This is a genomic window from Bradyrhizobium sp. USDA3010, assembly GCF_056429065.1.
Genome location: NZ_JBWJZD010000043.1, coordinates 14,348 through 33,763, shown reverse-complemented (window position 1 = coordinate 33,763; position 19,416 = coordinate 14,348). Strand labels below are relative to the sequence as shown.

Here is a 19,416-nt window from a genome sequence, read left to right as displayed (position 1 = left end):
GAAAGCCGCGGGACTCTCGATAGGGTAAGCCAATAGCACCCATCGGCACAATGCAGTTGCGGAGAAGGCAATTGGGCCACAGTCTTCAGGTACAGGAATGGAGGCAACGCACAATGACGGATCTCTCTAACATCATTGTTGTTGCCGTCGAGCACGCCGTCGCCGCGCCCTATGCATCGGGCAAGCTCGCTGACGCCGGCGCGAGAGTGATCAAGGTCGAGCGGCCGGAGGGAGACTTTGCCCGGGCGTACGATGCACTCGTGAACGGCCAGAGCGCTTATTTCGTCCGGCTCAATCGTGGAAAGGAATCAATCGCTCTGGACCTGAAAGCGACGGAGGATAAGGCGCTGCTCAAGAACATGCTGAGGCGGGCCGATGTCTTCATTCAAAACCTCGGTCCCGGTGTGATCGAATCGCTCGGTTTCAGCTCCGATGAACTCCTGGTGCTCAATCCGCGGCTGATCGTGTGCAACATCAGCGGCTATGGCCGCGAGGGACCAAGAAGCGAGCAGAAGGCCTATGACCTCCTGATTCAGGCAGAAACAGGCCTTTGTGCGGTCAATGGGATCGGCGATGAACCCGCGCGTGTTGGCGTTTCCGTCTGCGACATCGCGGCCGGCATGACCGCCTACCAGGCAATCCTTGAAGGCTTGCTGGGGCGCTCGAGGTCCGGCAAGGGCCGTGTGATCGACGTCTCTCTCTATCACGCGATGGCTGATTGGATGAACGTCCCCTTTCTGCAGCACAAGTACGGGCAGTTTGCGCCAATGCGACTTGGGCTAAGGCATCCGTCCATTGTTCCGTACGGGAAGTTTGCGTGCCGCGATGGCAAGGACGTCCTGATATCGGTGCAAAATGAGCGTGAGTGGAAGTCCTTGTGTGCCGATGTCTTCGGAGCGCCGACGCAGGTGCTCGCTCCGGGGTCCGAGAGCAATAAGGTTCGCATCGAGAACCGAGCCCAGGTCGAGGCGTGGTGTGCCGAACAAATCGTAAAGCTTGATTCTGATGAGTGTGTCGCGCGCCTGTCACGCGCGCGCATCGCGTTCGGACATTTTTCCGAACTCAAGGATCTTATCGACCACCCGCAAAACAAGTACGTTACCGTGGCGACCGATGGTGGCGACATCGAACTCCTGGCGCCTGGTAGTTCGGTGCGCGGCGAGTCGAAGTGCTGTGGCGGGGTCCCCAGCCACGATCGCGATGGAAACAGGATAAGAGCCGAGTTTTCGCCGGAGCGCGTCCGGGTCGCAAGCAATGCGTGATGCCAGCAATTCGGGCCACGAGCTCTTTGGACAGTGGGCTCCAGGGACACTCCAAGGTTCCAGTGATACCAGACGGTTGGATAAGCGGATCGTCCTCTTGCCGTCGACGGCATCATTGCTTTCGGCTGGTCCCAGCGTTGCAGGTGTACAAGGTCTAGGCAGACAAGCTTAGAAGACGCATTTGTCAAAAGCGGCCTGATTGCGGCGCTAGCCTGCTTATCGTGCTAAGAGCGATTACCGCGCGCCCGTCAACGTGACGTCGACGCGTTTGAAGTGGCCGCGCGCAAATGCAATAAAAAAGCCCGGCGTAGGTGTGCCGGGCTCAAGTCAGTGGCACCCAGGAGGATGCGCGGGAGAAACGGCGAGAAGATGCCAGCCAAACGGCTCCCGACCAATTAGTAAATCGTTCTCGTTGCCATAGTGGTTTGCAATACGTCCTCGCATGAGGTGTGCGTTCGCGTTGATCAACATGGTGTCGGCCTGTCTCGGAGAATCGAGCCGATGGATGACGATTTTCTCGTCGAGCGCGTGCGTCAGCTTAGGGAGATTGCGCGGGACGCCGATCCCTTCATTAAGCGACGACTTCTGGATCTCGCGGACAACTACGAGCGCAGAATTCTTCGGCGCTCCAGCGTCACTGTCCCTCCAAACACGTCAGGAGAACCAAACGCGCGATCGAGCAGCTGACGGCCGAACGATCAGGTGCTCCCGTCGGTCGGTGATTGGCAGCATCGGATGACAGATTCTGGCGCCGTACATCGTCGCATCGGCTTCATCACCGACATCAGCGGTACCTATGCGGATATCGACGGCATGGGCGGGGTCGAGGCGATCAAGTTGGCCATCGCCGACTTCGGCGGCAGCGCCAATGGAAAGAAGATCGAGCTCGTATTCGCGGATCATCAGAACAAGAGCGACATCGCAGCCAACAAGGTGAGGGAGTGGATTGACACCCAGGGCGTCGATATGGTGCTCGGTGGCTCGAACTCTGCTGCGGGGTTGGCGATCGCCTTCGTCGCGAACGAGAAGAAGAAGGTCTATATCAACGTCGGCGCGGCCACGGCGCGGCTCACCAACGAAGAATGGACGCCCTTCACGGTTCACTATTCCTATGACACTGTCGCTCTCGCGAAAGTGACCGGAGGAGCGGTGGTACGCGACGGAGGCAAGTCGTGGTTTTTTCTAACGGCAGATTATGCGTTTGGCGCATCTCTCGAGGCTGATACAACGAAAGTGGTGAAGGAGGACGGCGGCACCGTCGTTGGATCCTCCAAGCATCCAATCAACACGTCGGACTATTCTTCGAATCTGCTTCAGGCGCAGGCGTCCAAAGCGAAAATACTCGGTTTGGCAAATGCCGGCGGAGACTTGATCAAAGCGATCAAGCAGGCGAGCGAGTTCGGTGTAAACCAGACGATGAACATGGCCGCGCTTCTAATGTACGTGAGCGACATTCACTCGCTCGGCCTCAAGGCGACCCAGGGCCTGTATCTGACTGATGCATGGTACTGGGACACGAACGAAGAAACCAGAAAGTGGGCAAAGCGCTACTTCGAGAGGACGGGGAGAATGCCGAATAGCGGTCATGCTGCGGATTATTCGGCGACCCTCACGTATCTGACGGCGGTCAAGGCGGCGGGGACCGACGAGGGCGAAAAGGTGATGGCTCAGCTCAAGTCGATGAAGATCAACGACATGTTCGCGACAGGAGGCTACATTCGGCCGGATGGCCGCATGGTGCACGACATGTATCTCGCACAAGTCAAGTCGCCGGCCGAATCGAAATATCCCTGGGACTACCTCAAGCTCGAGGAGAAGGTCCCTGGCGATCAGGCGTTCGCGACACGCGGCGAAAGCAAGTGTGCGGCCTGGAAGTAAGCCGGGGCGGAACGGCGAGCACGTCGTCAAGCCAGGTGCCCATCTGCTCTTGCGCTGAGGATGTCAGAGAGCGCCTCGCGCTCTTTGACGGACTGTCATTGACAGAACGTTCGGCAACCGCGCCAAGTTGGCGCGCGGTTTGCTTGTTGCCCAGCGGCGGCGCCCGCTTCCATCTCGCAAGCCCGATCCGGTCGGCGGTTCACCGCGGTGGCAGGAGCGCTTAGCTCGAGCGGTTCACCTCCTCTTCTACCTCGTCGTCCCTGGGAATGATCGCGAGCGGCATCGGGATGATGGCGCTGAGCGGCGCAACGCTAGCGATCTTTGGCGGAGAGGGCGCCCTGCTGCCGGACTTCTAGAGGCATCCGCCCACGTGCCGCACGGCTTGGGAGCGCGGCTCCTGCTTGCCTTGCTCGTGCTTCACGCCGGTGCCGCCCTTTATCACCAATTCATTCGCCGCGACCATCTTCTCCGGCGCATGTGGTTCAGCAGATGACCCGCAATCCAAGATTCGCGACACCACAGGCGCAACGAACTCTCACCGCTGGAAGACTATGACCAGGACCCTTCATCCAGTGGCAGGGGTTGTCGCGCTTGCGACCATTACGACCTTCTGGCTCTCCACGGCTCTCACGGAACTGTTTGCGTCGCACACGAATGTAATTATTGCAAAGACGGCCATACCGTGAGGCTTTTTGTTACTGGTACCCGCTCTGGCCGCAACATTCGCGTTCAAACTAGGCAAGTGCTCGAAAACATCAAGGTCACGCTAAGCGCGCGGTCACTGACCGCTCCGGTCCGTCTCTAAAGGGTGAGCTAGCTGCCATTGGAATTTGCTCTAGCTCTTCAAACGAATTCGCTATTTCTCCGCCCCACCACATATGGCAATTGACGCCTGGATTTTGGCACAGGGGTATTAGTCCTCGTTCTCAAAGCCAAACGACGCTGTATGGCAGACCCCTCCGCACTGCTCGAAGGAAAGTCGCAGATGCCGGACATACTTGGACGAGGGTTACCCAGCTCCATAGAAGGCTATGGCAACGTTAACCCCTTCGCTGGAGCATTGCGGGTGCCCGGTCCCATATCGCGCGCCGCGACAGTCGTCCGCAGCGCCACGCGTGGCGTTCCCAAGACACTACCAAGTGTTAGGGCGGCGCTCGACGCATGTGAGCTTCGGGATGGTGCGACCATCTCATTCCACCACCATCTCCGCAACGGCGATCGCGTCCTGAATCTGGTACTGTCAGAGATTGCTGCGAAGGGGTTGAAAGACATCACAGTGGCGGCAAGCGCGCTGTTTTCCGTCCATGCTCCTCTGGTCCAGCACATACATCGCGGGGTCGTGGGTGGACTGGCGGCGAGCACCATCTATGGACCGCTTGCCGATGCGGTTTCGAGGGGCGAACTAGCCAAGCCTGTATTGATGTTTACGCACGGGGGCCGTGCGCGCTGCATCGAGTCCGGTGAACTTCACATCGACATCGCCTTCGTTGCAGCGCCGACCGCCGACAGATGCGGGAATCTCAACGGCGTCAACGGTAGGGCCGCCTGCGGCCCGCTTGGCTATGCGGTTTCCGACGTCCAGTACGCGGATCACGTCGTTGCAATCACAGACAATCTGGTCCCATATCCGGCGACACCTATAGAGATTTCACAAGATAGCGTCGACTTCGTCGTCGCCATCGAGTCCATCGGCGACCCGGAGCAGATCGTCTCGGGAACCACGCGTCTGACGACAAATCCCGTTGGTTTGCAGATTGCCGAAATGGCAGCTAGGATAATCGACGCATCGGGATTGTTGGACGAGGGCTTCTCGTTTCAGACCGGCGCCGGCGGAGTGTCGCTAGCCGCAGCGGCTTATCTTCGAGACATCATGATCCGCCGCAAGGTGCAAGGTAGTTTCGCTTCCGGAGGCATCACTGGCGGGATCGTCGAAATGTTCGACGCGGGGTTGTTTCGTGCGTTGCTCGACGTTCAGGCTTTCGATCTCGAAGCCGTGGCATCCTACCGCCGCAGCCCGGCCCATCACGGCATGTCGGCTTCGATGTATGCCAATCCGCACAATCGCGGATGTGTCGTGAACGAGCTGGACGCAGTCATCCTTGGGGCCGCCGAAGTCGATCTCGCGTTCAATGTCAACGTAACAACCGGAAATCAAGGCCTGATCCTCGGAGGATCGGGAGGACATGCGGACACCGCTGCCGGAGCCAAGCTCACATTGATAACCACGCAACTGACGGCCGGTAACGTGCCGAAGATAGTCGATCGTGTCAAAACGTTGACCACGCCAGGGGAGACCGTCGATGTCGTCGTCACCGAATCCGGCGTCGCGGTCAATCCTCAACGCACCGACCTGCTGGATCGCCTAAAGTTCGCGAATATACCTGTGGTCTCGATCGAACGATTGAAGGAAGAAGCGATACGCAAGGCAGGCCCAGTGAAGGCGCGCGCCATCGAGGACGACAAGATCGTCGCAGTGGTCGAATACAGGGATGGCACCGTCATCGACGTCGTGAGAGCGGTGCCGACGATCACAACGACGAAGACCTGGAGATCCAATGAAAGCCCCGACCGCGGTTAGGTCACATCCTTGATCGAGCTATTTTCGTCGACTGTGCATTTGGGCCTCCCGGAGGAGAAGATCTATTATGACCGCGCTCATTAGCGAAGATGATGTCATTCGTAGCGTCGCGGACGCTCTCCAATACATTTCCTACTACCATCCACCAGACTACATTCGTCACCTGAACTATGCTTATGAAACCGAGAAGAGCCCCGCGGCGAAGGATGCGATCGCCCAGATTCTTGTAAATTCGCGAATGTCCGCTCTCGGAAAGCGGCCCCTGTGCCAAGATACGGGCTTGGTAAGTGCCTTTGTGAAAGTGGGCATGAACGCGCGCTTCGCGGCGACACGAAGCCTTTTGGCCGCGGAGATCCGGCGAACTTCGTCGATGTCGACATCGGCGATGGAAGGAACTCACCGGCGAGGACGACTAGGCCTTGCGTATCGGAAGGCGGACGGTAATCTGCGGGCGCATGGGCTCGGGGTGGTCGGCCGAAACGTCGTGGCCAAAGATCCGTTCATGACCTGCCGGAGCCGTCCGTAGGCATCACTCTGCTGCCTCACGGCGCTTAAGTTGCAAGCGGTCACCAATGATTTCCGCGCGACCGTTAGAGATCAGGCGCTCGGCGACGACATTGCTGATCGTCTTCGTGCCGAAACGGCAGCCGCCACGCGAGCGCCGTTCGAAGGGGCCGAACTCGAGCAGACGAATAATGCGAATTGATCAGCGCGGCTTTTTGCAGAGCGTTCCGGTTCTGGACGAATGTCCGCTCGATTTCACCGAAAGTCGGCTCCATTTGGAATTGAACTTTCAAGCTTACTTTTTGGAGGGTTGAGTAGGTCGGAACTACGTATGGCTCCCCCTGGGCAAAATCTGCGGCGGACAATGTGAAGGTTTTCATATTTCCTGTTTCAGGAGAGCGTTTTTCGTGGGGTAAAGTCTGTTTCGAGTACCCAAGGCGAAATGGCAGCCAAAATTCACGGCCGGAGAAGGGTTTTCAGGAGTCGGTCTCATGCAGATACAATTTTCAGGGCCGGCGAGCGTTTTTCATGATCGCAGGCTGCCGGAGGCCGCGACCCCCGCTGGCTAGCCGCCTTGATCGACGCTTACGACCTGTCCGTTCCTATTCCCCGCGCGCTATCCGCCATTGGAACAAAGCATCGCATCATCGAGGAAGGGGGATGGCGCATCTATACGCCACGCCATGCCCCAGACGCGACACTCGAAGGACACCTCACCTTCGCGCTCGAGAACGAGGGCCTCGACCTCGCAATCCTGAAGCGGCTTTCCACCCACTGCCAGAAGCGGTCACCTGCCGCAACCAATCCGGTTGCTTGAAATCGCGCAAGGGCCGCCACGCGCATTCAGCGCGAGAGCAGGCCTTTGTCGGGCATTTGCTGCGCCGGTTGTCGGCATTGAGACTCAATGCCAGAAACCTGACATACGCGCCGCTACGAAGTGCCTGCGGAGCCTGCGAATTCACCTCGGCACGCGATTTGCTCTGTTTACGGCATCATCACCAATCGCAGTGCGATGGTCTTCGGGACACGGCGCGCGTCGCTGTTCGCGTTTCGTCCGTTCCGACGGTTTGCTGTGCAATGACTTGGCGCTCGGTTGTGGACGAGCAAATGCAGGGAAGGGTTGGATGCGATCTAGAGTTCTTCTTTTGGGAGCCAGTGAAACTGCCACGGGAAGTGTGCGACTGGTCCGGAGGCTATATTGGCGGACAAGTCGGTGGTGGTACCTCGACCTCCTTCACCGATCCCTACGGTCAGTCGATTTATGGCGATGCCGACAGGTTCGATGTCATGCGGCGGCACAACCCGCACCTCTCGTTCGGCTAGGGCCGCATTTCTGCCTGAGCGCTGCGCTGGCACGCCTGGAATTGCGCTGCGCCTTCCTCGCGCCGCTCGTGCGGATGGGGGATCTGGCGCTGACCATCGCCGGGGAGGATGTCGTCTACCTGCCGTCTTGCGCATTCGCTGCCCGCGGCTCCTATCGGTAACCTTCCGCCCATTCATCGCTTAGAGAATGAAGTGCCACCATGTCCGAACAATCCTTGCCGACGCTGCCGATGTGGCGCGTCGATCACATCGAGCCTTCGCCGGAGATGTTAACGCTAAGCGCCAACGGTCCGATCCACCGCGTGCGCTTCCCGTCCGGACACGAAGGCTGGTGGGTGACGGGCTATGACGAGGCCAAGGCGGTGCTGTCCGACGCGGCGTTCCGGCCCGCGGGAATGCCGCCGCCGGCATTCACCCCGGATTCGGTGATTCTCGGTTCGCCGGGCTGGCTGGTCTCGCACGAGGGGGGCGAGCATGCTCGGTTACGCACGATCGTGGCGCCGGCCTTCAGCAACCGCCGGTTGAAGCTGCTCGCGCAGCAGGTCGAAGCGATCGCCGCGCAGTCGTTTGGGAAACTAGCGGCCCAGCCTCAGCCCGCCGACCTGAGGCGCCACCTCTCCTTTCCGCTTCCGGCCATGGTCATCAGCGCGCTGATGGGCGTGCTCTACGAGGATCGCGCCTTTTTCGCCCGGCTGTCCGACGAGGTGATGACGCACCAGCATGAAAGCGGCCCGCGCAGTGCGTCGTGCCGGGCCTGGGAAGAACTGCGCGCCTACATGCGCGGCAAGATGCGGGATAAGCGCCAGGATCCGGGCGACAACCTGCTGACGGATCTGCTCGCGGCGGTCGAGCAGGGCAAGGCGACCGAGGAAGAGGCGGTCGGCCTGGCGGCGGGCATGCTGGTGGCGGGGCACGAGAGCACCGTCGCGCAGATCGAATTCGGCCTGCTGGCGATGTTCCGCCATCCGCAACAGCGCGAACGCCTGGTCGGCGATCCATCCCTGGTGGACAAGGCGGTGGAGGAAATCCTGCGCATGTACCCGCCGGGCGCGGGCTGGGACGGCATCATGCGCTATCCGAGGACCGACGTGACCATCGCGGGCGTGGATATTCCCGCGGAGAGCAAAGTGCTCGTCGGCCTGCCGGCGACGTCGTTCGATCCGCGCCATTTCGATGACCCGGAAATCTTTGACATTGGACGCCAGGAAAAGCCGCACCTGGCGTTCTCCTACGGGCCGCACTCCTGCATCGGCGGGGCGCTGGCCAGGCTCGAACTCAAAGCGGTGTTCGGTTCGATCTTCCAGCGCTTTCCCGCGCTACGCCTGGCCGTGCCGCCCGAAGAACTGAAGTTGCGCAAGGAGATCATCACTGGCGGGTTCGAGGAGTTCCCGGTGCTCTGGTGATGCGCGGACGGCGCCGCGGATCGCGATCTTCTCCACAATTTGCCTGCGCGCGTGGGGCGCGCCGGTCAGATCAGCCAGCCGATGGGTAACCAAGATGGACGTGCAAGAAACCACGGCAGTATGCCGGGATGCCTTCGCCGAACTGGCGTCGCCTGCGTGCATCCACGACCCATATCCGTTCATGCGGTGGCTGCGCGAGACCGATCCGGTGCATCGCGCGGCTTCGGGCCTCTTTCTGTTGAGCCGCCACGCCGACATCTATTGGGCGCTCAAGGCCACGGGCGATGTGTTTCGGGCGCCGGAACCGGGCGAACTGGCGCGCTATTTTCCGCATGCGGCGACCAGCCTATCGCTCAATCTGCTGGCGTCCACGCTAGCGATGAAGAACCCACCGGCGCACACGCGTCTGCGCCGGCTGATCTCGCGCGATTTCACCATGCGCCAGATCGACGACCTGCGGCCGGCCATCGCGCGCATCGTCGCCGCGCGCCTGGACGGCATGGCGCCCGCGCTGGAGCGCGGGGAGGCCGTGGACCTGCATCGGGAATTCGCGCTGGCCTTGCCCATGCTGGTCTTCGCCGAACTGTTTGGCATGCCCCAGGACGACATGTTCGGGCTCGCCGCTGGCATCGGCGCCATTCTGGAAGGCCTGAGCCCGCACGCCAGCGATCCCCAGCTCGCCGCGGCGGACGCGGCCAGTGCCAGAGTGAAGGCCTACTTCGGCGGCCTCATACAGCGCAAGCGCACCGATCCCCGCTACGACATCGTGTCGATGCTGGTCGGCGCACACGACGATGATGCCGACACGCTGTCGGATGCGGAGTTGATCAGCATGTTGTGGGGCATGCTGCTGGGCGGCTTCGCCACCACTGCTGCCACCATCGACCATGCGGTCCTGGCGATGTTGGCGTATCCCCAACAGAGGCACTGGCTGCAGGGAGACGCCGTGGGGGTGAAGGCGTTCGTCGAAGAAGTCCTGCGCTGCGACGCGCCCGCGATGTTCAGCTCCATTCCGCGTATCGCCCAGCGCGACATCGAATTGGGCGGCGTGGTGATCCCGAAGAACGCGGACGTGCGCGTGCTGATCGCGTCCGGCAATCGCGACCCGGACGCCTTCGCCGATCCCGATCGCTTCGATCCGGCGCGGTTCTACGGCACCAGTCCAGGTATGTCGACCGACGGGCAGATCATGCTGAGCTTCGGCCACGGCATTCACTTCTGCCTCGGTGCGCAACTGGCCCGGGTGCAGTTGGCCGAGAGCCTGCCGCGGATCCAGGCCCGTTTCCCCACGCTGGCATTGGCCGAGCAGCCGACCCGGGAGCCCTCCGCCTTCCTTCGGACGTTCCGCGCGCTGCCGGTGCGGCTGCATGCGCGGGGGAGCTGAGATGCGCGTTGTGGTCGACCAGGATCTGTGCGGAACCAGCGGGCAGTGCGTGCTGACGCTGCCGGGCACCTTTCGCCAGCGCGAACCGGACGGCGTGGCCGAAGTGTGCGTGGCGACGGTCCCGCAAGCGCTGCACGCCGCCGTGAGGCTCGCGGCGCGCCAGTGCCCGGTCGCCGCCATTCGGGTCATCGAAAGCGACGCTGGCGATGACGAGCGCGCCAGCGCCGACCCTGCGCCTTTTGCAGCGGAGGCCGAGCGGCATGCCGAGAGAGACCAACGCCATCCAGGAGGACACGATGGGACGGTTTGAAGACAAGGTGGCAGTGGTGACCGGCGCCGGCGGCGGCATCGGCAAGGCATGCGCTCTCGCTATCGCGCGCGAGGGAGGGCGAGTGGTGATCGCCGACATTGATGGCTCGGCGGCCATAGCCTGCACCGCGCAAATTGCATCCGAGGCGGACCACGCGCTGGCCTCGGCAACAGACATCGCCGATGCGCAGGCGGTGGTAGCGCTGTTCGAAACGGCGGAGCGGCACTTCGGTGGGGTCGACCTGCTGGTGAACAACGCGAGCGCCATGCATCTGACTCCGCGCGACCACGCGATCCTTGACCTGGAACTGGCGGTCTGGGATCAGACAATGGCGACCAATCTGCGCGGCACGTTGCTCTGCTGCCGGCAGGCCATCCCACGGATGATCGCCCGCGGCGGTGGCGCGATCGTCAACATGTCGTCGTGCCAGGGGCTCAGCGGTGACACCGCGCAGACATCCTACGCCGCGTCGAAGGCGGCGATGAACATGCTGTCCGCTTCGCTCGCCACCCAGTACGGTCATGCGCAGATCCGCTGCAACGCGGTTGCGCCGGGTCTCATCATGACCGATCGTCTCCTCGCTAAGCTGGATGAGTGCACGCAACGGCATCTGCGCCGGCACCAGCTCCTGCCGCGCGTCGGCCGCCCCGAGGACGTGGCCGCGCTGGTGGCGTTCCTGCTCTCCGACGATGCTGCGTTCATCACTGGCCAGGTCGTGTGCATCGACGGCGGCATGCTGGCGCATGTGCCGACATACGCCGATGGTGGCAACAGCCGCGCCGCGCGGCCTTCCGGCAAGACCGCCAAAGCGGACGCGTCGCCGCGCTGCTGATGGACATGCTGCTCAACCCACTGAACCGTCGGCATCGGCTGCGGCACGACATCCCGGTCGTGCCCGGCGCTTTCCCCTTGGTCGGGCATCTTCCCGCCGTTGTCTGCGACCTGCCGCGCCTGCTGCGGCGCGCGGAACGGACGCTGGGCAGCCACTTCTGGCTGGATTTCGGCCCTGCCGGACACCTGATGACCAGTCTGGATCCGGATGCTCTCGCACTGCTCCGGCACAAAGACGTGTCCTCGGCGCTGATCGAAGACATCGCGCCCGAATTGTTTGGGGGAACATTGGTCGCCCAGGACGGCATCGCGCACCGGCAGGCGCGCGATGCGATCCAGGCGGCACTCCTGCCCAAGGGGCTGACCCAGGCCGGCATCGGCGAGCTGTTCGCGCCCGTCATCCGGGCGCGCGTGCAGAGGTGGCGCGACCGCGGCGACGTAACCATCCTGCGCGAAACCGGCGATCTGATGCTCAAGCTCATCTTCAGTCTCATGGGAATCCCCGCGCAGGACCTGCCGGGATGGCATCGCAAGTACCGGCAACTGCTGCAGTTGATCGTCGCGCCCCCGGTCGACTTGCCCGGACTGCCCTTGCGGCGCGGCCGCGCCGCCCGCGACTGGATCGATGCGCGGTTGCGCGAGTTCGTCCGCGCCGCGCGCGAACATGCCTCGCGCACCGGGTTGATCAACGACATGGTGAGCGCCTTCGATCGCAGCGACGATCCGCTTTCCGATGACGTCCTGGTCGCTAATATCCGCTTGCTGCTGCTTGGTGGTCACGACACCACCGCCTCGACGATGGCCTGGATGGTGATCGAGCTGGCGCGGCAGCCTGGGCTGTGGGACGCCCTGGTCGAGGAGGCGCTACGCGTGGGCGCGGTGCCGAGCCGGCACGCGGACCTGGCGCAGTGTCCGGTCGCCGAGGCGCTGTTCCGCGAGACGCTGCGCGTGCATCCGGCGACGCCGCTCCTGGTGCGTCGCGCACTGCGTGAATTGCGACTCGGCCAACAGCGCATTCCCGCGGGCACCGATCTGTGCATCCCGCTGCTGCATTTCTCGACCTCGGCGCTGCTGCACGAAGCGCCTGATCAGTTTCGGCTGGCGCGGTGGCTGCAACGCACCGAGCCGATCCGTCCGGTGGACATGCTGCAATTCGGTACCGGCCCACACGTCTGCATGGGCTACCACCTGGCATGGCTGGAACTGGTGCAGTTCTGCATCGCCTTGGCGCTGACCATGCACGAGGCCGGGGTGCGGCCGCGGTTGCTGAGCAGCGTCGAAAAAGGCCGGCGCTATTACCCGACCGCACATCCGTCCATGACTATCCGCATCGGATTCTCATGAGCTGGCACCGCATGCCCCTGTGGCGAGGCAGCGGTGCCGGCGACGCGCGGCATTGCTGCACTCGCCGCGCGCGCACGGTGCGACGCGGACGACACCTCGGCGGCTCGCCTGTCAGGAACAAGGACATGAACAACATGCAGACCGGTTCCACGCCACAGGACGACAGGACTGGTGATTCCGCGCTCGGCGGATTGGGCGGACAGGCGCGCGGCGCATCCGGCGGGCTGCTGCCCGAGATCTGGATGCAGGACGGCGCAAAGCGGGTCGAACAGGTGCTGGCGCGCCTTCTCTGCGCCGAACGTGACGGTGAGACCGAGCTGATGACGGCGATGCGCTACGCCACCTTGCATGGCGGGAAGCGCACCCGTGCCTTGCTCTGCCTGGCGGCCGGCGCACTGTCCGACACGCCGGCGCACATGCTCGACGACGTCGGCGCCGCCATCGAGATGATGCACGCTTGTACCCTGGTCCACGACGATCTGCCCGCGATGGACGACGACGTGCTTCGTCGCGGCCTACCGACCGTGCACGTCAAGTTCGGCGAAGCTACTGCGATCCTGGCCGGAGATGCGCTGCAGGCGCACGCCTTCCTGACCCTGGCGAGCCTGGATGCGCCGGGCGACTACCGTATCGCGCTCGTGCGCGAACTGGCGCAGGCGGTGTCCGCCGAGGGGGCCGCAGGCGGGCAGGCCATCGATCTGTCGCTGGTCGGAAAGCACGTGGAGCTGGACAGGATCGTGGCGATGTACCGGATGAAGAGCGGAGCGCTAGTGCGCGCGTCCGTTCGCATGGGCGCGCTATGCGCCATCGCGGAGGATGCCGCGCACGCTGCGCTGTACTGTGCGCTCGATCGCTACAGCGCCTGTTTCGGCCTGGCGTTGCAGGTGATCGACGACATTCTCGACGTGACAGCGGATACCGCGACGCTGGGCAAGACCCCCGGCAAGGACGCGGCGGCGCAGAAGCCGACCTGCGCGTCGATCATGGGACTGCAGGCAGCGCGCCAGTTCGCGCTGGATCTGTTGCGCGATGCCGGGGAGGCCATCGCGCCGCTGGGGCCGCGTGCAGAACGGTTGGCGCAAATCCTGCAGCGGGCCAACGCGTATCTGTTCAAGCACGCGCCATGCGCATGAGCGTGCCCGTCCGCTTGGAGACGCTCCTGTGCCGTTGCGATCGGCCGGCGGCAGCGGTGCATGCTGCACTATGTGCGAAGTCTCCGGCGCCGATCGCAGCGGTTGCCCGGCACGGCCGCGGCGCACGCGGGCGCGCTGCCCGCAAGCCTATGCGGCGGGCCGGCGCCAGCATTGGGGTGGTCGCCGCGCCGGAGCAGGGCGGCCGTCCGGCACTGCCTAAGCGACGCCCTGCGGCGACATGCGCGCGACGTTTGCCCATCCGTCTGAAGGAGCATCCCGCGTGAACGCGCTATCTGAACAGATCCTTTCCGAATTGCGTCGCCTGCTGAGCGAGATGAGCGATGGCGGCAGCGTCGGTCCGTCCGTCTACGACACGGCGCGAGCTCTGCGGTTCCATGGCAACGTCACCGGTCGGCAGGATGCATACGCGTGGCTCATGGCGCAGCAACAGGCCGATGGCGGATGGGGAAGCGCGGACTTCCCGCTGTTCCGCCATGCGCCTACGTGGGCGGCATTGCTGGCATTGCAGCGGGCCTATCCTCTTCCCGGCGCTGCCGACGCAGTCCAGGCTGCAATCCGGTTCCTCCAGCGCCAGCCCGATCCCTACGCGCATGCGGTCCCGGAAGACGCGCCGATCGGCGCGGAGCTGATCCTGCCGCAGTTTTGCGGCGAGGCCGCATCCTTGCTGGGCGGCGTGGCGTTTCCGCGCCACCCGGCGCTGTTGCCGTTGCGGCAAGCGTGCCTGGTCAAGCTGGCGGCGGTGGCGACGTTGCCGAGCGGCCATCCGTTGCTGCACTCCTGGGAAGCCTGGGGGACGTCGCCGACCACCGCACTCCCGGATGAGCACGGCAGCATCGGCATCAGTCCGGCGGCCACCGCCGCGTGGCGTGCGCACGCCGTGACACAGGGGAGCACGCCGCAGGTCGGGCGCGCCGACGCGTATTTGCAGACGGCATCGCGGGCGACGCGCAGCGGCATCGAAGGTGTCGTTCCCAACGTCTGGCCGATCAATGTGTTCGAGCCATGCTGGTCGCTGTACACCCTGCATCTGGCCGGGCTGTTCGCGCATCCCGCGCTCGCCGAGGCGGTGCGCGTGATCGTCGCGCAGCTTGACGCGCGTCTGAGCGGGCGCGGTCTGGGCCCGGCCTTGCACTTCGCGGCCGATGCGGACGACACCGCCGTTGCGTTGTGCGTCCTGCGCCTTGCTGGCCGTGAGCCGGCGGTCGATGCGTTGCGCCATTTCGAAATCGGCGAGCTGTTCGCCACCTTCCCCGGCGAGCGCAATGCCTCGGTGTCGACCAACATCCATGCCCTGCATGCCTTGCGGCTGTTGGGAAAGCCCGCCGCCGGCACCAGCGCCTACGTCGAGGCCAATCGCAACCTGCAAGGTCTATGGGACAACGAAAAATGGCACGTTTCGTGGCTGTATCCCACTGCGCATGCGCTCGCTGCGCTGGCGCAAGGCGAGCCGCAGTGGCGCGACGAGCGCACGCTTGCGGCGCTGCTACAGGCGCAGCGTGACGACGGCGGCTGGGGCGCCGGTCGCGCGTCCACATTCGAGGAAACCGCCTATGCGCTGTTCGCGTTGCGCGTGATGGACGGGAGCGAAGAGCCGACAGGGCGCTGGCGCATCGCGCACGCGGTCGCACGTGCGCTGGACTGGATGCTCGCCCGCCATGCGGCGCATGCATTGCCGCAAACGCCGCTGTGGATCGGCAAGGAACTGTATTGCCCCACCCGGGTCGTGCGTGTGGCCGAACTCGCCGGGTTGTGGCTGGCGCTTCGTTGGGAGCGGCGGGTCCTGGCCGAGGGAGCAGGAGCGGCGCCATGATCCAGCCCGAACGCGCGCTGCAGCAGGTGCTGGAGTGGGGGCGTTCCCTGACCGGGTTCGCCGACGAGCATGCCATGGAAGCCGTCAGGGGCGGCCAGTACATCCTGCAGCGCATCCACCCGAGCCTGCGCGAAATCAGCGCCCGAACCGGCCGCGATCCGCAGGACGAAACGCTGATCGTGGCGTTCTATCGCGAATTGGCGCTGCTGTTCTGGCTCGACGATTGCAACGACCTTGGCCTGATCGCGCCGGAACAACTCGCCGCGGTGGAGCAGGCGCTGGGACAGGGCGAGCCGTGCGCGCTCCCCGGATTCGAGGGCTGCGCTGTGCTGCGCGCTTCGCTGGCTGCGCTTGCCTACGATCGTCGCGACTATGCTCAGCTTCTCGACGATACCCGGCGCTACTGCGCGGCGCTGCGCGCCGGACAGGCGCAGACGGCAGACGCGGAACGTTGGTCCTACGCCGAGTACCTGCACAACGGCATCGATTCGATCGCCTACACGAACGTGTTCTGTTGCCTGTCGTTGCTGTGGGGCCTGGACATGGCGACCTTGCGCGCGCGTCCGGCGTTTCGCCAGGTCCTGCGGCTCATCTCCGCGATAGGGCGCCTGCAGAACGATCTGCATGGACGGGACAAGGACAGGTTGGCCGGCGAGGCCGGCAACGCGGCGATCCTGCTGCTGCAGCGCTATTCGGCTATGCCTGTCGTGGAGTTCCTTAACGACGAGCTGGCCGGCCATACGCGCATGTTGTATCGGCTGATGGCGGAAGAGCGCTTTCCTGCGCCGTGGGGAGCGTTGATCGAGGCCATGGCGGCCATCCACGCCCAGTACTACCAGACCTCGACCAGCCGCTACCGCAGCGACGCCGCGGGGGGAGGCTAGCGTGCGCCGGCTTGAACGCGCGGGAGGCGATGGCGTGCACGCACTGCCGTCGGTCCGATCCGGCGCAACGCCGTCGCCCGATGCGACCGACGGAGCGAACATGAGCGACACGGCGCCTGAGCCGGCTTAAGGACGGCCATCTGGACCTCGTGCTGGGTCGGCAAACGGCGCCGGCCAAGGTTGCAAGAACTGCGAGCGATTGATCGAACACGATGCGGTGATCGCGCTGTTCAACAAAGTGGTGGAGATCGCCAATGACCGGGGCTGGTTGTCGGGCGAACATTTCAGTGTGGATCGCACGTTGATCTAGGCTCGGGCCGGGCAGAAGAGGTTCGAGAAGGACGGCGATGACGAGGGCGGCAGCGACTTCCGCGGACAATCGCGCAGCAACCATGCACACGTGTCCACGAGCGATCCGGATGCTCGGCTTATCGCAAAGGCAGCACGGCGCTGCGCTACATCGGACACGCGCTCCGCTCACTTCTGAGCAATTCGATGGCGGCACAATGGCGCGAGCCGCAAGCGGTCGCTAAGTTTTTACAAATTTGGAATCTAGGTATGTTGGGGATGGAGGAAATGCCTCACGTGCCTCTCGATGCGCCGCAGTACCTAAGCGACAACTACGTTCGGATTGACTGAGCACAGTTGCGGAAACATGGCGTTCTGACGGGCCCTGACGTCGACGATCACGCAGTCTGCGTCTACCAGCGCGCAATACGAAACCCGGCTAACGACACCCACTTTGGAATAGTCGGCGAGAATAACGCGCTTCCGCGCATGATCAAACATCGCTCTCGCTGTCTCTATTTCGTCGGGATGTAGCTCATCGCACCCGCGGTCGCATCGAGACCGAACGGAGAGACCATCGCTAAATCTTCTCGGTAGCGAGTGCTATCTCATTGACGGTAATCGCCCCGAGCGTTGCGGGCGGATCGTCCGTCCCCACCCAGGATCACACCTCTGTTTCCGCTCTGCGTGCAATCACCCGCGGAAGTTGAGCACTTGGCGGCATTCAGAGAATTGGTGACGACAATGAGCCCTTCCATCTGAGCTGAGCGTTGGGCCAGGGTGGTTGTCGTACTTCCCGCGTCGAGAAGGCTCGTCTGACCGGCCTCGACCATTGCTGCCGCTGCCCTGGCAATCGCTCTTTTCTCGCGGCTACGTACGGCAGTGCGCAATTGGCAGGGAGCCTCCTTGTCCTTGGCAACCGGAACGACTCCGCCACGGACCCGGCGGGGTTCTCCGCTTTCTTTCATTTCCATGAGATCGCGGCGTATCGTTTCGAGCGACACTCCAAAATCTTCCGTCAGCCGATCAACGCTTAGCGTGCCGAACGTTGCCAACATCGATCGAATGTGACGCCGTCGTTCCTCTTGCCACATAGAAGCTCCCCAGTATCTTAGCAGTTTCTATCGTCGGCTTCGGGCCGTAGCGCGATACGACAATAGGCTCGATGCGTCCAACCGACATGATGCTGGCGCCCATCCTTCCACGTAACTGACCGACTCAGCCGCGCTTCTATCGTTTCTAGAGCAACGGCAGAACTTCGGCGTGAAGTTCTGCCGTGCTTGCAGCGATGACCCGCTTGCCGGAGGTGATCGTGAGCGGCTTGCCCTCCCAGTCGGTGACAATGCCGCCGGCTTCTTCGATCACCGGCACCAGCGCCATGAAATCGTAAGGCTCCATCCGCGTCTCGATGACGAGGTCGATGTGTCCCGATGCAAGCAACCCATAATTATAGCAATCGCCGCCGAAGCGACACATCCGGGCAGTTTGGCTGATGCCCAGGATTTGATCGCGTTCTGATTCTGCAAAATAGAGGGGCGACGTGGTGTAGAAGTTCGCGTCGGCGAGGCGCCGGCAGTCGCGAACTTGGCATTTTGTGCGAATGCCGCTCGAGTTGACAAACCAGCTACCCAGGCCGGTTGCGCCCGTCCAGCGTTCCCGCAATGCGGGCATCTCGACGACGCCAATCTGTGAACGCCCTTGGATAGCGAGCGCGACCAGCGTTCCCCAAAGCGGAGACCCGGAAATGAAGCTGCGCGTGCCATCTATGGGATCGACCACCCACGTAGGCGAATCGAGATCACCTTGGATCCCGTATTCTTCACCGAAAATCGAATGCTCTGGAAATCGAGCGGAAATCGCCTTTCTGATGGCTTTCTCGACACGCCGATCTGCCTCCGTAACGGGGCTCTCGTCATCCTTCGTGTTGATGTCTATCGGCCGTCGAAACAATTCGGTGGCGTGAGCACCTGCGCTTCCGGCGAGCTCGAACGCGAAATCGACCAAATCAGACATCGAGTCTGCACCATCCATGCTGGCAACCTCCTGAGCATTACAGATCCAGCTTAAGGCACAAATACACATATTGCCATATCGCTTTTGATACCGTGGCTTCGGTTGCCACGCAGAAACCCAAAAACAAAAAAAAGCCATCTCGATTATTGCTCGCATCTCTAACCGGACGGCCACTCGGGCCTACCATGCGGTAATTGATATTGGCTTCGACAGAGTATTGCCTTTGGCTTCGTCGGGCAATTATGAGTCGCTGGGAAAAGCTTGCCGACACCTCCGGGAGGCGCGCAAAACCCACATTGGTCCGCGATATTCGGCACCTCATCGCTTCGCGCATGCATGTTCGCCTTACCGAATGGAGCAGCCAGCGCGTTATAAGCGTCGCTCGGTGTTTAGCGGCGCGTTCAATCCGAAGAAAATCGACCGCTCAGCACCAAACGACGCATTTTGCAT

Annotated in this window: 17 protein-coding genes and 3 pseudogenes; 17 read left to right on the top strand and 3 right to left on the bottom strand. The window is 62.8% G+C overall.

What is annotated here, in order from left to right:
• The first annotated feature begins 113 nt into the window (after positions 1–113).
• The 17 genes and pseudogenes from AC066Y_RS37555 to AC066Y_RS37475 form a co-directional block, all read left to right on the top strand.
• Positions 114–1,262 carry a CaiB/BaiF CoA transferase family protein gene (locus AC066Y_RS37555; protein ID WP_478278254.1) on the top strand — a complete coding sequence of 383 codons (1,149 nt, stop codon included), beginning with the start codon at positions 114–116 and terminating at the stop codon, positions 1,260–1,262.
• Between the two features lie 735 nt (positions 1,263–1,997).
• On the top strand, positions 1,998–3,140 hold the full coding sequence (locus tag AC066Y_RS37550; RefSeq protein WP_478278253.1) for an ABC transporter substrate-binding protein: 1,143 nt from the start codon (positions 1,998–2,000) through the stop codon (positions 3,138–3,140).
• 127 nt (positions 3,141–3,267) lie between these two features.
• Positions 3,268–3,633, top strand: coding sequence for a cytochrome b/b6 domain-containing protein (locus AC066Y_RS37545; protein WP_478278252.1), 366 nt, complete (start codon positions 3,268–3,270; stop codon positions 3,631–3,633).
• 492 nt (positions 3,634–4,125) lie between these two features.
• Positions 4,126–5,718, top strand: coding sequence for a citrate lyase subunit alpha (citF, locus tag AC066Y_RS37540; RefSeq protein WP_478278251.1), 1,593 nt, complete (start codon positions 4,126–4,128; stop codon positions 5,716–5,718).
• Positions 5,719–5,785: 67 nt separating this feature from the next.
• Positions 5,786–6,055: pseudogene (locus AC066Y_RS37535) on the top strand (fumarate hydratase); the annotation flags it as partial.
• A 219-nt stretch (positions 6,056–6,274) separates the two neighbouring features.
• The gene (locus AC066Y_RS37530; RefSeq protein ID WP_478278250.1) at positions 6,275–6,424 is read left to right on the top strand and encodes a hypothetical protein; all 150 of its coding nucleotides are present in this window, start codon (positions 6,275–6,277) and stop codon (positions 6,422–6,424) included.
• A 372-nt stretch (positions 6,425–6,796) separates the two neighbouring features.
• Positions 6,797–7,039, top strand: coding sequence for a hypothetical protein (locus tag AC066Y_RS37525; RefSeq protein ID WP_478278249.1), 243 nt, complete (start codon positions 6,797–6,799; stop codon positions 7,037–7,039).
• Between the two features lie 338 nt (positions 7,040–7,377).
• Positions 7,378–7,545: a hypothetical protein gene (locus AC066Y_RS37520; RefSeq protein ID WP_478278248.1), complete on the top strand. Its 168-nt coding sequence runs from the start codon at positions 7,378–7,380 to the stop codon at positions 7,543–7,545.
• 200 nt (positions 7,546–7,745) lie between these two features.
• Positions 7,746–8,948 carry a cytochrome P450 gene (locus AC066Y_RS37515; protein WP_478278247.1) on the top strand — a complete coding sequence of 401 codons (1,203 nt, stop codon included), beginning with the start codon at positions 7,746–7,748 and terminating at the stop codon, positions 8,946–8,948.
• A 94-nt stretch (positions 8,949–9,042) separates the two neighbouring features.
• Positions 9,043–10,332, top strand: coding sequence for a cytochrome P450 (locus tag AC066Y_RS37510; RefSeq protein ID WP_478278246.1), 1,290 nt, complete (start codon positions 9,043–9,045; stop codon positions 10,330–10,332).
• Position 10,333: 1 nt separating this feature from the next.
• A complete protein-coding gene (locus AC066Y_RS37505) occupies positions 10,334–10,642 on the top strand; it encodes a ferredoxin (RefSeq protein ID WP_478278245.1) in 309 nt (102 codons plus the stop codon).
• Positions 10,629–11,474: an SDR family oxidoreductase gene (locus AC066Y_RS37500; protein ID WP_478278244.1), complete on the top strand. Its 846-nt coding sequence runs from the start codon at positions 10,629–10,631 to the stop codon at positions 11,472–11,474. Before AC066Y_RS37505 ends, AC066Y_RS37500 begins: the two co-directional genes overlap by 14 nt.
• On the top strand, positions 11,474–12,817 hold the full coding sequence (locus tag AC066Y_RS37495; protein WP_478278243.1) for a cytochrome P450: 1,344 nt from the start codon (positions 11,474–11,476) through the stop codon (positions 12,815–12,817). The genes AC066Y_RS37500 and AC066Y_RS37495 overlap by 1 nt, the downstream gene beginning before the upstream one ends.
• A gap of 134 nt (positions 12,818–12,951) precedes the next feature.
• Entirely contained in the window at positions 12,952–13,950 is a 999-nt protein-coding gene (locus AC066Y_RS37490; RefSeq protein ID WP_478278264.1) for a polyprenyl synthetase family protein, read from the top strand.
• A gap of 280 nt (positions 13,951–14,230) precedes the next feature.
• A complete protein-coding gene (locus AC066Y_RS37485; protein WP_478278242.1) occupies positions 14,231–15,781 on the top strand; it encodes a hypothetical protein in 1,551 nt (516 codons plus the stop codon).
• The gene (locus AC066Y_RS37480; RefSeq protein WP_478278241.1) at positions 15,778–16,665 is read left to right on the top strand and encodes a terpene synthase family protein; all 888 of its coding nucleotides are present in this window, start codon (positions 15,778–15,780) and stop codon (positions 16,663–16,665) included. The genes AC066Y_RS37485 and AC066Y_RS37480 overlap by 4 nt, the downstream gene beginning before the upstream one ends.
• A gap of 184 nt (positions 16,666–16,849) precedes the next feature.
• Positions 16,850–17,139 (top strand): annotated as a pseudogene (locus AC066Y_RS37475) (IS5/IS1182 family transposase); the annotation flags it as partial.
• A 135-nt stretch (positions 17,140–17,274) separates the two neighbouring features.
• Here the strand turns inward: AC066Y_RS37475 and AC066Y_RS37470 are convergent.
• The 3 genes and pseudogenes from AC066Y_RS37470 to hisN form a co-directional block, all read right to left on the bottom strand.
• Positions 17,275–17,490, bottom strand: a pseudogene (locus AC066Y_RS37470) (hypothetical protein); the annotation flags it as partial.
• 71 nt (positions 17,491–17,561) lie between these two features.
• Positions 17,562–18,047, bottom strand: coding sequence for a DeoR family transcriptional regulator (locus AC066Y_RS37465; protein WP_478278240.1), 486 nt, complete (start codon positions 18,045–18,047; stop codon positions 17,562–17,564).
• Positions 18,048–18,192: 145 nt separating this feature from the next.
• Entirely contained in the window at positions 18,193–18,984 is a 792-nt protein-coding gene (gene hisN / locus AC066Y_RS37460) for a histidinol-phosphatase (protein WP_456718553.1), read from the bottom strand.
• Positions 18,985–19,416 lie beyond the last annotated feature (432 nt).

Bases quoted from the DNA above. Each gene is read 5' to 3' on its own strand.
- hisN (WP_456718553.1), bottom strand. From the start codon at position 18,984: ATGGATGGTGCAGACTCGATGTCTGATTTGGTCGATTTCGCGTTCGAG.
- AC066Y_RS37515 (WP_478278247.1), top strand. From the start codon at position 7,746: ATGTCCGAACAATCCTTGCCGACGCTGCCGATGTGGCGCGTCGATCAC.
- AC066Y_RS37555 (WP_478278254.1), top strand. From the start codon at position 114: ATGACGGATCTCTCTAACATCATTGTTGTTGCCGTCGAGCACGCCGTC.
- AC066Y_RS37505 (WP_478278245.1), top strand. From the start codon at position 10,334: ATGCGCGTTGTGGTCGACCAGGATCTGTGCGGAACCAGCGGGCAGTGC.
- citF (WP_478278251.1), top strand. From the start codon at position 4,126: ATGCCGGACATACTTGGACGAGGGTTACCCAGCTCCATAGAAGGCTAT.
- AC066Y_RS37550 (WP_478278253.1), top strand. From the start codon at position 1,998: ATGACAGATTCTGGCGCCGTACATCGTCGCATCGGCTTCATCACCGAC.
- AC066Y_RS37500 (WP_478278244.1), top strand. From the start codon at position 10,629: ATGGGACGGTTTGAAGACAAGGTGGCAGTGGTGACCGGCGCCGGCGGC.
- AC066Y_RS37490 (WP_478278264.1), top strand. From the start codon at position 12,952: ATGCAGACCGGTTCCACGCCACAGGACGACAGGACTGGTGATTCCGCG.
- AC066Y_RS37510 (WP_478278246.1), top strand. From the start codon at position 9,043: ATGGACGTGCAAGAAACCACGGCAGTATGCCGGGATGCCTTCGCCGAA.
- AC066Y_RS37495 (WP_478278243.1), top strand. From the start codon at position 11,474: ATGGACATGCTGCTCAACCCACTGAACCGTCGGCATCGGCTGCGGCAC.
- AC066Y_RS37465 (WP_478278240.1), bottom strand. From the start codon at position 18,047: ATGTGGCAAGAGGAACGACGGCGTCACATTCGATCGATGTTGGCAACG.
- AC066Y_RS37480 (WP_478278241.1), top strand. From the start codon at position 15,778: ATGATCCAGCCCGAACGCGCGCTGCAGCAGGTGCTGGAGTGGGGGCGT.